This is a genomic window from Enterococcus xiangfangensis, assembly GCF_005405365.1.
Classification (GTDB): Bacteria; Bacillota; Bacilli; order Lactobacillales; family Enterococcaceae; genus Enterococcus_A; species Enterococcus_A xiangfangensis.
The window spans coordinates 189925-202792 of record NZ_BJDX01000001.1; the positions used below are offsets into that span (position 1 = coordinate 189925).

Genomic DNA, 12868 nt, shown 5'->3' on the forward strand with positions numbered 1-12868 from the left:
TTAAACTGTCTGATTAGAAGAATACACAATTTTTTCTTTGTGGTTCTTCTTCAATTCCAGCAAGATCTGCTAAGAACGTTCCTGAAACTTTATTTCTAAAGAAATGAGATACACTTTTTTCGTTCTGATATTCCTTTGCCCGAGTGATTACTGTACCGTTTGCTGCAACTAAGGCATCAGCATCTTTATAAACATCATATTGAAGAATATGAAGTAAATCATTTGCCTGTTTGTTAGTGGACACTGATTCATCAGAAATTTCTTTAATTTGATTCACCAATTCTGCAGCTCTTCTATTTTGTTCATCTTGGATTTCCTTAGCTTCACCCATGATTTCATGTAAAAGATTTCTATATTCTTTTTGATCGATAATCGGATTTTTTTCCAATTTTTCTTTTTGTTTCAGATAGAGTTCCTTAGTGTGTTTAGCAGTCCATAGAGCTTCTTTAGCTTTGGAATATTTTTTAGCATCAACTTCTGCTTCAGCTTCAGCAATATCTTTTTCTGCTTTTTCAATAGTAGTAGTCGCTTTTTGTATATTCTCTTTGCATCCCTTCAATTCAGCAGTATTTTCACTTGCCAATTCTTTGATATAACTTTCTAATTCTTCTAATGTTTTCATGTTCATTCTCCTGTCTATTTTGATTTATTTAGAAATAAATTACTCCAGATTTAAGCACTGGCTCACTTCTTATTTTTGGTTTGTCCATTTTAGTTCTGCCTTCTTTTCCTAAAAACTCGATCAATTATCTATATAAAAAGGACACAAGGGATCCACCAAAACATCTGGCTTATCTCTCGTGTCCTCTGGTTTTCCAGTCAGACTATCTGATTTTTTGTGAAGTCGTTGTTTCCGTTCGGATCACTTTACCATCCTGTACGATCACCTTTACTGTTCCATGTTGTGGCAGCTCCACAGTGACCGCCTTATTATTCGTATCAATATATAATTTATCCATTATGTTTTCTCCCTCCGTTAGCTGTTGACTGTCTATAAAAGACCATATTCAAAAATATGTTGGTAGGGCAACAGCTCCGTATTAAGCCTATAGGTTTATTTATGCGATTGCATCCACTGCATCCATCCGCCAAGATAGAAGTGGATGTGTGTAATATAGTCCAATCAATGGTTTCTATTGTTGATTGGTGTACCAAATAGAAATGATAGTGGTGGCATTTAGTTCTTCACTGTCACCATCGGCTGAACTACTTTGTTTGATATGGTGGATCTTAATGTCTGGATGATCATCTAGAAAGTCTTGAACCTTATTCTCTAGCGTTTTTCCTCCTCTTTCTCGAGAAGCTCGAGTTAAATAATTTGTACCTTCAAAAATTTTTATGTTCATTTTTTACTCCTTAATCGCACTATTTACTGTTTTATAAAACTCGCTTTCTGTAAAAACATCTCGGTCTTTATTTGTTCCAATTAATACTTTCAATGGCTCAATGTCCACGTTACACGCCTTTGCATAACTTGCTGCTAGATATAAATCATTGTTTCTATCCAAGCTAGTTCCATCAACAATTCTTTGATAGGCTTGTTTTCCTAAGCCGCCTCTTCCTTTTGTTAGTTTCCCAGAAAAATGGGAAAAATCATGATCCGGAAAAATTCTTTTAACGCTATGTTGTTCCATGATTTGCTGGCGAAAATTCCCTTTGCTTCCAAAAATACGATTTTCAAAACTACCTTCATACTTTTTTGGAGGTAATTCATTTCTCGTATATCTACCTTTTGCAGTCGTGCTTCCTGCAAGTACAAAATAATTATTATCATTTGCTTTGATGTCTACACCAGGAAGATAAGCAATCTTTTGGCTATACTCTACTTCTTTACTTTTTTGGAAAATGATATGAATGCCACCGCTTGGCGTTGTCTGTGTCATGGTCTGATTCATATTCGCTGTCAATTCATCAAAAAATGGGATAGGTTTCAAGCTTTCATAGCCATCTACGCCATCTGCATGATTCCGATCGATATCGATACACCACAGACCTCTGGTTAACGCTCCTAAACACTGACTACTTTCATAAAGTTGCTGGTAGGTTTCTAGGAAGACACTAGTTACTGGTATATCTTTAAAGCTCACTCGCGGCGTTTTATATTCATTCAATGGGATACACTGCACACCCTTCGATAGTAGGAGTTGTGCATATTCGTAGCCATTCATATTAGCACCTCTTCGTTATTTAAATAGGTAGTAACCTTCGTAACCCTTAGTGCTATACCCTTTTACTACTCACTTTTTTTATGCTATTTCTCAACAGTCTCTAAAAGCCTTGATATAGCACCTTTTTTTCTCTTTATAGTATTTATACTTTTCTCAATTCGCTAAAATGAGGGTTACCAAGGTTACTTATTGATATACCAGCATTTATAAGAGTTATAGGAAAGGTTACCTAAGAGTTACTTTAAAAATGAGAGTTACTTATTTTTTGAGTTAAGGGTTACTTAACCCTTAGTAACCTTATTAAATCATGGAGTAACCTTTAACTTTCTTGTTATTCAATATACTCTGAATCCTTGAGTAGCTTAACAACTTGAAAAAATAGTTCTCTATCTTCAATAACATGTACTTTGAAAACTTGGCCTTCAATTTTCTTTGGTCGATTCAACTTTACTCCTATTTTTTTTACATCATCTTTTGCCTTTTGATAGCGAAAACTTCCATAATCATCTATCACTGCTTGCGCCAGTGTCGGATCACTAGCTAAAATGAATCCATCTCGATGAATGACTACCACCAAAATTCGTTGTGTTTCGGTCAATTCGTCTGCATTGCGATAGTTTTTCAAGGCTACACTGCCAAACTTAAATTTACCACCTTGCTTTTTTAAATAGTCCAAGCTATAAATCAAAAACGATAAATTTGCAGCTAGGGACTGTTCTCCTTTTGGTTGAATGAAATTCCAATATGGTCTAAAGATGGCATGGCGCTCCCCATCTGTTTCACCTTTCGGTCGATCTTTGAAGGCAATTTTTACCGTCCGTGATTTATTGGCTGTTATACTGCTAATATCAACTGACTCATTGGTATCTAAAGCAAGGACACTTTGAATTTTAAATCGCACTGCATCTTTACCAATTTCGCGTCCCGTTTTTGTCTCTCCGGTGGCTATCATCCGCAAAATTCGCATTTCTTTTGCAGTGATCCCATCTGTTTCATTGGCGTGTGCAACATCAGCTCCATAGAATTTCAACCACTCATTACTTGCCTCAAATCCGCCAGCCATCAATTTATCAAAATCAACTTTGTTTACTTTAAAAACACCTTCAAAGGTAGTCATCAATAGCCCTTTACCTGTTCGGCCGAAGTCTTTCAAAATAAAGAAGTGTTCTGGGGGTTCCAGTTTTAATTTTCTCAACAAAACATAAGCGTGTAACAGACTAACATTATTTAGACTATTGTCATCATCAGCGATCAGATTTAAGAAATTATCTGCCATTTCAAAATTTAGTTCATTGTATGCTACATCATAAGATGCAAAGAACAACTCGTTTGCTGCTGGCTTTCGTTGTTCCATAATTAAGCTTTTGCAATCATATATCCAATCACTACCAGCAAACGAAAAAGGTTGTACATTGTAATCGTGCGTTTCTATCTTAATATGCTGACCGTATATTGCCTCTAAAACAGATAAAAAATCAGGAATTTGTTGCTTCTTCTCAATGGGATAATCATAGGAAAAAAGCGTTTCGTCAATCAGCTTAAACGCATTTTTTTGAACAGCCACAAAGCGTTTTAGTTCTTTAGAATAGATCACTTTTCCAGCAGTAATGTCAGCCAAGAATCGAGCATAATTAGTAAATTTTCCGTATTCAAAAATAGTTTTTTTATTTCCGTCTTTATCAGGCGCTTCTTTAAAAATCCCGTATACAAGGCCCGTTTTCTTTGGCGCAATCGTGTAGCTAAGTGTTAAATTGTTGAATTTAGCGCCCTCGTCCTTTTCATAGATTTTATAAAAAGCATCCCCTTTATTATCTAAGACTTGTTGGTCATTGGTAATATCGGCAAAATGGACCCGTTTAACAATTTCTTTAATCTGTGATAAATGAGGTGTATTCACACGATCCAAGTTCAATCTTATTTTTTGAAACTCCCTAAATAATTCTGTTGCATCTTTTTCACCGACAACATTTGAGGTACTAGTCAAATTTCATCACATCCCTTAATACTCAAAATACTTATTTTAATCATTCAGATTCATCCAAATAATGAATAATATTTTTGCTGTGAGTGTCTCCCAGCAATCTTATTGAAGCAATTAGGCCATTTAAAGCCGAAAGATCGTCTCTGGTTATATTGCCCGATGAAGTAAAACGATCGTTTACAAAAGCTTCTAGTCCTAACATACTATTAGCAAGGTCTCCCGCTTCAACAATTAAATCATTACTATCCATTATTGGTCTCTCCCTTTAACTCGTCGTTCATATTCAAATTCATCATAATTTGTAAATAGCACCAATCCGATACCGACAAATAAGCACAGTTTTAATAAATTCGGTAACATAGTAGCTAGTCCACCGAATAAAACGGCTGCTAAAATAAGATTAATTTTTCTATCCATGGCATTTTCCTCCGATTTCGTTTATAATCGAAGACAGAAGATGGCTGTTTAAAGCCTTTTGTTTGCCTTTATCCTGTCCGCCAAGACATTGTGGGATAAGGCTTTTTTTCTGTCTCCGATTCATAAGTTAGTCCTCCAGTTTCGATCCTAATAAATCAGCTAATAATTCAACCTGTGAGTAAAACAAATCCTGCATCGAATCACGATCAAACTCCTCATCAAAACGTGCCATGCTCAATTCATATAACTCTTGCACAACGCTTTTTACAGTCGGTTCTTTAGGCATCAAATTTTGATACTCCATTTGCTCATACAGACCGTTAAATGTATTTACCAGTGCTTCGCCTTCCAAACTGGCTAACTCCTTAGCTGTTTTGTCTGTGACAACTTTCGATAATGATTTCTCCATTGCTGCATTTTGTCCTTCATTCATGTTGATTTCCTCCTATGCAATTTCTGACCAGTTTTGATGGTTATAAATTTTTTCGCTGACCGAAAACTGTAGACCATATTTTTCTTTCATTGTCATAAGCTGTACGGTTTCATCTAAGACAGCTTCACGATCAGCCAACATTTCTGGGGTCATAGCTTCCTTATTCACCATTTTTGAATGGCCATATAAATTAGATACAGCCTTATTAGCAATAGTGTTCGCCTTGATAAAGTCTTTTGGTTTTGGGTCCTTGATTGAACGATTCAACTTTGCCATAGCTTCTTTCTGATGTTCCTTATCAAGCATTCTGAACACTTGGAAACCTTCAATACCTACTGATTGGCGTAATTGCTTGATTACATTAAAAACCCATTTCTGAAACTGTTCGGCTGAATCAAGTTTTGATCCAAAAATTAATCTATAAATATCTGGTTCTTGAATAATCACATAACTAGTAGCAGAAACCCCGTCGTTATAGGTGCCCCGTTTCAGGGCGTGTCTGTTAACAGCATTTCTAGGCTTCTTGTATCCCAACGCCTTTGCTACATCACTCCCTACTGCCCACCACTCATTATTTAACTCAATAAATCTAATTTCATGATCGTTCCAAATTTCCGTCTTCATGTAGTTACCCCTTTCTAAATAGACGATTCGTATTTAATCCAATCTCCATTGCCCCCAGCAATAATTTAAATTTCAAATTGTTCCATCCACTCATCACACTTTTTTCGATTCACTCGTTTGGTTTGTGCAATCACACTGACCGGAAAATCAAGCTCACGAATAAATCTATTTAAATTAGAACGTGATACTTGTAAATATTTGCAAGTAGTTGCTAAATCCATCCAGTCGGGAAAAGATTGCTTCTCTACTTGTTGTTGCATCTGTTCCGCCCAAACTTTTGAAGCAACTTCTGATAGCTGTTGTTCTACTGTTGGGCTTAAATCAACTTCTAATCTCATAACAACCCTCCTATCATTTTTCAACTTTTGATACTTTTTGTTTAAAAAAAATATCGTCAATTGTTATATCCGGAAAAATAGGTAAAAGCATTTTTTTGAACTTTAATTTCTCGTTATCTGAAAAGGGTGTTCTTCCAATTTCTTTCAAGCGATAAGCTTGTAATGATATTCCAAAAATCTTTGCCATTTCTGTTTGAGACTTATCTAGCATTTTGCGATATCCAGCTATCATATTCATCTGTTATCTCCTTTCAACTTTTGATACTTTTATTTTAGCACGGATTTCAAATATTGCAAGTGGAACTTGCTACTTTTGATACATACATGTATAAATTCATGATATAATCCCTTTAGAGAGGAGTAAAATTATGAATGATATTAATAAACTAGCGTTAGGAAAACGAATCAAAAATATCCGCGTTGCTAGAAAAGACACGCTCGAAACGTTTGCTAAAGCAATTCAGGCAGAGACTAGCCACGCCATTAAGACCACTAAGAGTAATGCTTCTAAGTGGGAAAAAGGGTTGAATATTCCTAATGATATTACGCTCAAAGCAATTGCTGACTTAGGTAATACCTCCGTTGAATATCTACTGTATGGTTCTCTTGATGAATATGCACATACTTTATTGGATAATTTTGAAATTGAACTAAATGAAGACAGTTCAATTAGCAACGCCGTTATCCCTTTTATAATAAATGAAGTAAAAAGTGCTTTGTTCCCTAAATATTTTGATAAAAGCTACTCTGACATGGTTAGCCTTGAGAATTTTTTTGATGAAAAGAAAAAAGATGCTTTAGAGCACTGGTCTAATCCACAACAAATTGAAACTAACATATTAAATTTATTAAGTAGGTCCATAACCGAAGATATTGGGGATGCAATGCCCTATCTTTATTCTGATCGGTACAAAGATGATTATTCAAAAATCAACAGTGCTCAGGGAGTAACTTCCCTATCAGATTTAAAACGAAAGTATTTAAGTACGCTTGATAATTATCAAAGAAGTAGTATTGATATTTTGAGATACAACGATGAAAAAATGATAAATCAAGCTATTGATGATCTCCAAACGTTGATTGATAAATCACCCACTATTAACTTGTAATCAACCTCCATTGCCCCCAGCACGGGAGGGATTAGAAAATGCCAAAATATGAACAATACAAAGATAAAAACAATAAACGTAAATGGATGTTTAGCGGTTATGTTGCTACTGATCCGATCACTGGTAAAAAAGTAGTTACCAAACGCAAGGGCTTTGATACAAAGAAAGAGGCCGTTGCTACATTCGATCAGTTAAAAGCACGAGTTCTTAAAGGATCGAAAAAGCGTCGGTCTATCACTTTCAATGAACTATATAACGATTGGCTTGAGCAACATAGAAAAGGTGTTAAGCCTTCTACAGTTGCTACAAATCGGCGTTTCATTGAAAATCATGTGTTACCCAAGTTTGGAAAATTGAAGCTTGATCAAATCACAGTGTCTTATTGCCAAAAGTGTGTAAACGAATGGCATGGTAAATTCAGGCAGTACAACTATATGAGACGTGCTGCAGCTCAAGTTATGAGCTATGGTGTGTCAATGGAGCTTATGGATAGCAATCCTATGAAAAAGACTATCCTTCCGCGCAAAAAAGAGGATAATAAAGAGCCAAATTTTTACAACAAAGAGGAATTAAAGAACTTCATGGATTTTGTCAAAACATTGGACAATTATAAATACTATGCTTTCTTTCGATTACTAGCCATCACAGGTATGAGAAAATCAGAAGCTTTGGCATTGTATAAATCAGACTTGAATATTTTCAATAAAACTCTAACAATTGGTAAAACTCTTGCTATTGATGAATTTGGAACAATTCTATTGCAAGAACCAAAAACAAAAAGCTCATACCGTACCATCAGTTTGGATGATGAAACAATACGAGTTTTAAAGCATTGGTTTGCTATTCAAAAAGAAGATTACTTAAAGTTAGGATACAACACGACAAAAGGCAAGCAGCTAATGTTTAGCAATTTATCCAATGATCTATTTTATCCACAAGTTGTCAATGATTGGCTTGATTGGATATACGACAAAGCAGAAAAAAAAGGAATTGAGCTTAAACGGATCAGTCCACATGGATTTCGTCACACAGCATGCTCTCTTATGTTTGAATCTGGCGCAACGATCAATGAAGTTCAAAAAAGGCTAGGTCATAAAGATGTAAAAACGACCATGAACATTTATAGCCATGTCACACCTAAACAGGCAGAAAATACTAGCGATAAATTAGCAAAGTATTTAGCTTTCTGACAAATAGATAGACTTTCAGATAGCTTTTTTCAAAACAGCAAAATAAAAAAGGCTAGGAACGTTGATATAAAAGCGTTCCTAACCTTATTCTTCTTACTACCCCACACTGCCTTCCATCTCATATTGGATCAGACGGTTTAGTTCTACAGCGTATTCCATTGGTAGTTCTTTGGTGAATGGTTCTACAAAGCCCATTACGATCATTTCGGTCGCTTCTTGTTCGGAAATACCGCGACTCATTAAATAATAGAGTTGTTCTTCGGAAATTTTTGAAACTTTGGCTTCATGTTCTAAGGAGACATTGCCGTTTAAGATCTCATTGTATGGAATCGTATCGGAAGTAGATTGATCGTCCATGATGATCGTGTCACACTCGATGTGGCTGAACGATCCAGCACTATCGCGACCAAAGCGAACGGTTCCGCGATAGTCGACTGCACCGCCGTCTTTAGCGATTGATTTTGAAACGATCGTGCTAGAGGTATTCGGCGCATTGTGGATCATCCGAGCACCATTGTCTAATATGATATTTTTACCGGCTACAGCGATTGATAACATTGTACCACGCGCGCCTTTGCCTTCCATGTAGACACTTGGGTATTTCATCGTTACTTTTGATCCTAAGTTTCCGTCGATCCATTCCATTGTTGCATTTTCTTGCGCTTGACCCCGTTTAGTTTCTAAACTATAGACATTGTTAGACCAGTTTTGGATTGTCGTATAACGGCAATAGCCATCTTTTTTAACAAAGACTTCAACGACTGCGGCATGCAGACTGCTTGAAGAGTAAGTTGGTGCGGTACAACCTTCTACGTAATTGATACTTGCCCCTTCATCCACGATGATCATTGTCCGTTCAAATTGTCCAGTGTTTGCCGAATTGATTCGGAAATATGATTGGATCGGAATATCCGTTTTTACACCTTTTGGCACGTAGATAAAGCTTCCGCCAGACCAAGCGGCTGAGTTTAAGGCAGCTAATTTATTGTCTGAAGGAGGAACTAGCGTCCCAAAGTATTCCTTGAATAGTTCAGGATATTCTTTCAGCGCTGTATCCGTATCAGTGAAGACGATTCCTAATTTCGTGAATTCTTCTTTCATATTGTGATAGACCACTTCTGATTCATATTGAGCGGAAGCACCGGCTAAATAAGCTCGTTCTGCTTCAGGAATCCCGATACGTTCAAAGGTTGTTTTAATTTCTTCCGGTACATCTTCCCAGTCACGGGCTGGTTTGTCGCTTGAACGAATGAAATAATTGATTTTATCAAAATCCAATTCGGACAAATCCGGTCCATATTCAGGCATGTCTAATTTTCTGAATGTTTCTAAGGATTTCAAACGAAAATCCAACATCCATTCTGGTTCTTCCTTTGCGCGGGAGATTTCGCGAATGACTTCTTCCGATAGGCCATCGCCAGTCGTAAAGACAGGTTCGACATCATCATGGAAGCCAAATTGATATTCTTCGATTTCAGGTACACTCATGTATTCCCGCTCCTTTTTTCCTCTTGATTTTTTTTAATTTTTCTTTTTAAAAATAAAAACTTGATGTTCCGTTCATACGCCTGGTCTGTACTTTGGTACATTTTTCTGTAAAGATCTCAAGCGTCAAATTTGATACCTATTCCTTATGGTATTGTCCTTCACGGGCTTTGCCTTGTTCATCCGTCAAGGCTTTGCCTAATGCTTTCCAAGCTAGTGTTGAGCATTTGATCCGCGCTGGGAATTTTGCGACACCGCTGAGCATCGCTGCATCTCCCAAGGCTTCTTCATCTTTTTCAGGTATCTCATTGCCTTGAACCATTTGTGCAAAGATTACGGCTAAATGCTCTGCTTCTGAGACTGGTTTACCGATCACAGCTTCTGTCATCATGGATGCACTCGCTGTTGAGATTGAACACCCACTGCCAGAAAACGCGATATCTTCAATCACACCGTCTTTGATGATCAGTTCAAGTTCGATCACATCACCACAAGTCGGATTGTTCAGCTCGATTGTTTGTGTGGAATCATTTAGTTTTCCATGATGATGCGGATGAGCAGAATGATCCAAGATCACTTGCCGATACAAATTATCTAATTTAGATAGCGCCATCTTTGAAAAACTCCTTCGTTGCCTGAATTGCTTCAACCAAACGGTCTGCATCTTCTTTCGTATTATAGAAATAGAAGCTGGCCCGCGCTGTCGCTGGCAGATTCAAATAGTTCATTAACGGTTGTGCACAGTGATGGCCTGCGCGCACCGCAACGCCTTCCATGTCTAAAGCAGTCGCTACATCATGAGGATGAAGGCCTTCTAAATTAAAGGCAATCACACCAGTATGATGTTCCGGATCTTGCGGTCCGTAAATAGTGATGCCTTCGATTTCTTGTAATTTAGGTAAAACATAAGCCACTAATTCTTGCTCGTAGCGATGGATATTTTCCATTCCAAGCTCGTTCAAGTAATCGATCGCTCCGCCTAATGTGATTGCTCCTGCAATGTTTGGCGTGCCGGCTTCAAACTTCCATGGCAACTCTTTCCATGTACTATCGTAAAGATTTACAAAATCGATCATTTCTCCGCCGAATTCCACAGGTTCCATTTGTTCCAACCATTGACGTTTGCCATATAATACACCAATCCCAGTTGGTCCGCACATCTTGTGTCCGCTAAAGGCAAAGAAGTCAGCGTCTAACGCTTGGACATCAACAGTCATATGCGGTGCCGCTTGTGCGCCGTCGACAATCATGACCGCTTGCTGAGCATGAGCAAGTTTTGCCAATTCTTCGATCGGATTAATGACACCTAAAACATTGGAAACGTAAGCTAATGAAACGATCGCAGTTTTTTCGTTGATGATTTCTTGAGCTGCGGTCATATCGATAAAGCCTTCATCCGTCAGTGGCAAGTAACGCAGTGTTGCGCCTTTGCGTTGCGCTAATTGCTGCCACGGAATGATATTGGAATGATGTTCCATGTAAGAAACAACGATCTCATCGCCTTCTTTGATAAACGCATCGCCATAGCTGCGCGCTAACCAGTTCAGTCCTGTAGTTGTTCCCCGTGTGAACAAAACTTCAGCAGTTTCTTTTGCGTTGATAAAAGCACGAACTTTTTCGCGGCTGTTTTCATAATCTTTGGTCGCCCGCTCCGCTAGCGTATGCACGCCGCGATGAACATTGGCATTGTCAGTTTCATAATAATGACGCAACACATCTAAGACTTGCGTCGGTTTTTGTGTAGTCGCCGCATTGTCTAAGTAAACTAGCGGTTCATCATTTACTTCTTGGAAAAGAATTGGAAAATCTTTTCTAATAGTAGAAAAATCCCTCATTATTTACTCAACTTCCCTTCAATCGTATCGATCAATTGTTCTTGAGTAGCTTTAGTTGGAATAGCTGTAATAACAGGTCCTAAGAATCCACGAATAACTAAACGTTCAGCTGCCGATTTTTCCAAGCCGCGACTCATCAAGTAGAACAATTCATCCGGATCCACTCGACCAACACTGGCCGCATGTCCAGCAGTCACTTCGTTTTCATCAATCAAAAGAATTGGATTAGCATCTCCGCGAGACTTTTCAGACAGCATCAATATCCGACTTTCTTGTTGTGCATCGGCACCTTTTGCGCCTTTCAAAATATGACCGATTCCGTTAAACGTCAACGTTGATTTCTCTAAAATGACCCCATGTTGCAAAATATGGCCGATCGTATGAGGTGCTTTGTTCGTCACTCGAGTATCGATTCCTTGGATTTGTTTGCCGGTGCTGATTGCGACAATCTTCACTTCTGAATGAGCCCCTTCGCCGACTAAATCAGAATCAAAGTCTGCGATCACATTGCCATCGTTCATAATCCCGATCGCCCAATCGATCATCGAATCGCGCATCAAGTAACCGCGGCGATTCATATATGTCGCAATATTTGTGCCTAATGAATCCACAGCAGAAAATTTCACATGTGCACCTGGTTTTGCGATCACTTCGACCACAACATTCCCTGATAATTTCTTCGCCGCATCGCCATGTGATTCGAACCGTTCCAAGTAAGAAAACTCACTGTTGGTTTCGGCTACGATCAGCACGTGTTTGAAGAAATGAGCATCGTCATCTCCGTTATGCAAAAATAAACTTTCGATTGGTTCTTCGATCACGACATTTTTTGGTACGTATAAAAAGACCCCATTGTTCATAAATGCTGCATGTAGAGCAGTCATTGAGTTTTCCTCAACTGGGACTGCTTTTTGCATGTAATATTCTTTGACCAATTCAGGATGTTCTTGCAATGCCGTGACTAAATCTGTAAAAATTACACCTTGATCTGCAAGCTTAGCAGGGATTTGTTCAAAAACAGTCGTTTCACCTGTTTGCACGATCAGTGGATTGTCTTTCATTTCATCAAAGCTTGGGATCGTTCCGGCCACTTGTTGGTGTTCTGGTTTTACATTGTAAAGATTCCAGCGCGCAAATTTTACTTTTTCAATTACAGGCAGCGGCAATTCATCGATTTTATTTAATGCATCGACCCGTAAATCCGTCATCCATTGAGGTTCGGCCCATTCAGCTGAGTAAGCTTTAACGGCCTCAAGATATTCTGTCCATTTTTTCATCTATCTTGTCC

Annotated in this window: 17 protein-coding genes; 2 read left to right on the plus strand and 15 right to left on the minus strand. The window is 38.0% G+C overall.

Annotated features, from left to right (window positions below):
* Positions 1–13: 13 nt before the first annotated feature.
* The 11 genes from FFM68_RS00965 to FFM68_RS01015 form a co-directional block, all read right to left on the minus strand.
* The gene (locus FFM68_RS00965) at positions 14–622 is read right to left on the minus strand and encodes a hypothetical protein (RefSeq protein ID WP_137617579.1); all 609 of its coding nucleotides are present in this window, start codon (positions 620–622) and stop codon (positions 14–16) included.
* A 202-nt stretch (positions 623–824) separates the two neighbouring features.
* Complete coding sequence (locus FFM68_RS00970) at positions 825–959, minus strand: DUF2292 domain-containing protein (RefSeq protein ID WP_137617580.1); 135 nt, start codon at positions 957–959, stop codon at positions 825–827.
* 174 nt (positions 960–1133) lie between these two features.
* The gene (locus tag FFM68_RS00975) at positions 1134–1346 is read right to left on the minus strand and encodes a hypothetical protein (protein WP_239585014.1); all 213 of its coding nucleotides are present in this window, start codon (positions 1344–1346) and stop codon (positions 1134–1136) included.
* A gap of 3 nt (positions 1347–1349) precedes the next feature.
* Positions 1350–2168, minus strand: a complete 819-nt coding sequence (locus tag FFM68_RS00980) for a bifunctional DNA primase/polymerase (protein ID WP_137617581.1) — start codon at positions 2166–2168, stop codon at positions 1350–1352.
* Positions 2169–2499: 331 nt separating this feature from the next.
* Positions 2500–4152 carry a phage resistance protein gene (locus FFM68_RS00985; protein ID WP_204652626.1) on the minus strand — a complete coding sequence of 551 codons (1653 nt, stop codon included), beginning with the start codon at positions 4150–4152 and terminating at the stop codon, positions 2500–2502.
* A gap of 40 nt (positions 4153–4192) precedes the next feature.
* A complete protein-coding gene (locus FFM68_RS00990; RefSeq protein ID WP_137617582.1) occupies positions 4193–4399 on the minus strand; it encodes a hypothetical protein in 207 nt (68 codons plus the stop codon).
* On the minus strand, positions 4399–4566 hold the full coding sequence (locus FFM68_RS13215) for a hypothetical protein (protein ID WP_239585015.1): 168 nt from the start codon (positions 4564–4566) through the stop codon (positions 4399–4401). The genes FFM68_RS00990 and FFM68_RS13215 overlap by 1 nt, the downstream gene beginning before the upstream one ends.
* Positions 4567–4693: 127 nt before the next feature.
* Positions 4694–4999: a hypothetical protein gene (locus tag FFM68_RS01000; RefSeq protein WP_137617583.1), complete on the minus strand. Its 306-nt coding sequence runs from the start codon at positions 4997–4999 to the stop codon at positions 4694–4696.
* 12 nt (positions 5000–5011) lie between these two features.
* Positions 5012–5623 (minus strand): BRO-N domain-containing protein, encoded by a 612-nt coding sequence (locus FFM68_RS01005; RefSeq protein WP_137617584.1) that lies wholly within the window; start codon positions 5621–5623, stop codon positions 5012–5014.
* A 65-nt stretch (positions 5624–5688) separates the two neighbouring features.
* Complete coding sequence (locus FFM68_RS01010) at positions 5689–5961, minus strand: helix-turn-helix domain-containing protein (protein ID WP_137617585.1); 273 nt, start codon at positions 5959–5961, stop codon at positions 5689–5691.
* Between the two features lie 13 nt (positions 5962–5974).
* Positions 5975–6199 carry a helix-turn-helix transcriptional regulator gene (locus tag FFM68_RS01015; RefSeq protein WP_137617586.1) on the minus strand — a complete coding sequence of 75 codons (225 nt, stop codon included), beginning with the start codon at positions 6197–6199 and terminating at the stop codon, positions 5975–5977.
* Positions 6200–6329: 130 nt separating this feature from the next.
* On the opposite strand from FFM68_RS01015, the gene FFM68_RS01020 reads away from it, so the two are divergent.
* On the plus strand, positions 6330–7070 hold the full coding sequence (locus FFM68_RS01020) for a helix-turn-helix domain-containing protein (RefSeq protein ID WP_137617587.1): 741 nt from the start codon (positions 6330–6332) through the stop codon (positions 7068–7070).
* Between the two features lie 38 nt (positions 7071–7108).
* Positions 7109–8260 (plus strand): tyrosine-type recombinase/integrase, encoded by a 1152-nt coding sequence (locus FFM68_RS01025; RefSeq protein ID WP_137617588.1) that lies wholly within the window; start codon positions 7109–7111, stop codon positions 8258–8260.
* A 96-nt stretch (positions 8261–8356) separates the two neighbouring features.
* Here FFM68_RS01025 and sufB read toward each other — a convergent pair whose 3' ends face one another.
* The 4 genes from sufB to sufD form a co-directional block, all read right to left on the minus strand.
* On the minus strand, positions 8357–9748 hold the full coding sequence (gene sufB / locus FFM68_RS01030; RefSeq protein ID WP_137617589.1) for a Fe-S cluster assembly protein SufB: 1392 nt from the start codon (positions 9746–9748) through the stop codon (positions 8357–8359).
* A gap of 136 nt (positions 9749–9884) precedes the next feature.
* Positions 9885–10358 carry a Fe-S cluster assembly sulfur transfer protein SufU gene (sufU, locus tag FFM68_RS01035; protein WP_137617590.1) on the minus strand — a complete coding sequence of 158 codons (474 nt, stop codon included), beginning with the start codon at positions 10356–10358 and terminating at the stop codon, positions 9885–9887.
* The gene (locus FFM68_RS01040; RefSeq protein ID WP_137617591.1) at positions 10345–11580 is read right to left on the minus strand and encodes a cysteine desulfurase; all 1236 of its coding nucleotides are present in this window, start codon (positions 11578–11580) and stop codon (positions 10345–10347) included. The genes sufU and FFM68_RS01040 overlap by 14 nt, the downstream gene beginning before the upstream one ends.
* Positions 11580–12857: a Fe-S cluster assembly protein SufD gene (sufD, locus tag FFM68_RS01045; RefSeq protein ID WP_137617592.1), complete on the minus strand. Its 1278-nt coding sequence runs from the start codon at positions 12855–12857 to the stop codon at positions 11580–11582. The genes FFM68_RS01040 and sufD overlap by 1 nt, the downstream gene beginning before the upstream one ends.
* Positions 12858–12868 lie beyond the last annotated feature (11 nt).

Bases quoted from the DNA above. Each gene is read 5' to 3' on its own strand.
- FFM68_RS13215 (WP_239585015.1), bottom strand. From the start codon at position 4,566: ATGGATAGAAAAATTAATCTTATTTTAGCAGCCGTTTTATTCGGTGGA.
- sufB (WP_137617589.1), bottom strand. From the start codon at position 9,748: ATGAGTGTACCTGAAATCGAAGAATATCAATTTGGCTTCCATGATGAT.
- FFM68_RS01000 (WP_137617583.1), bottom strand. From the start codon at position 4,999: ATGAATGAAGGACAAAATGCAGCAATGGAGAAATCATTATCGAAAGTT.
- FFM68_RS00970 (WP_137617580.1), bottom strand. From the start codon at position 959: ATGGATAAATTATATATTGATACGAATAATAAGGCGGTCACTGTGGAG.
- FFM68_RS00975 (WP_239585014.1), bottom strand. From the start codon at position 1,346: ATGAACATAAAAATTTTTGAAGGTACAAATTATTTAACTCGAGCTTCT.
- FFM68_RS01040 (WP_137617591.1), bottom strand. From the start codon at position 11,580: ATGAGGGATTTTTCTACTATTAGAAAAGATTTTCCAATTCTTTTCCAA.
- FFM68_RS01010 (WP_137617585.1), bottom strand. From the start codon at position 5,961: ATGAGATTAGAAGTTGATTTAAGCCCAACAGTAGAACAACAGCTATCA.
- FFM68_RS00990 (WP_137617582.1), bottom strand. From the start codon at position 4,399: ATGGATAGTAATGATTTAATTGTTGAAGCGGGAGACCTTGCTAATAGT.
- FFM68_RS01020 (WP_137617587.1), top strand. From the start codon at position 6,330: ATGAATGATATTAATAAACTAGCGTTAGGAAAACGAATCAAAAATATC.
- sufD (WP_137617592.1), bottom strand. From the start codon at position 12,857: ATGAAAAAATGGACAGAATATCTTGAGGCCGTTAAAGCTTACTCAGCT.
- FFM68_RS01025 (WP_137617588.1), top strand. From the start codon at position 7,109: ATGCCAAAATATGAACAATACAAAGATAAAAACAATAAACGTAAATGG.
- FFM68_RS01015 (WP_137617586.1), bottom strand. From the start codon at position 6,199: ATGAATATGATAGCTGGATATCGCAAAATGCTAGATAAGTCTCAAACA.
- FFM68_RS01005 (WP_137617584.1), bottom strand. From the start codon at position 5,623: ATGAAGACGGAAATTTGGAACGATCATGAAATTAGATTTATTGAGTTA.
- sufU (WP_137617590.1), bottom strand. From the start codon at position 10,358: ATGGCGCTATCTAAATTAGATAATTTGTATCGGCAAGTGATCTTGGAT.
- FFM68_RS00980 (WP_137617581.1), bottom strand. From the start codon at position 2,168: ATGAATGGCTACGAATATGCACAACTCCTACTATCGAAGGGTGTGCAG.
- FFM68_RS00965 (WP_137617579.1), bottom strand. From the start codon at position 622: ATGAAAACATTAGAAGAATTAGAAAGTTATATCAAAGAATTGGCAAGT.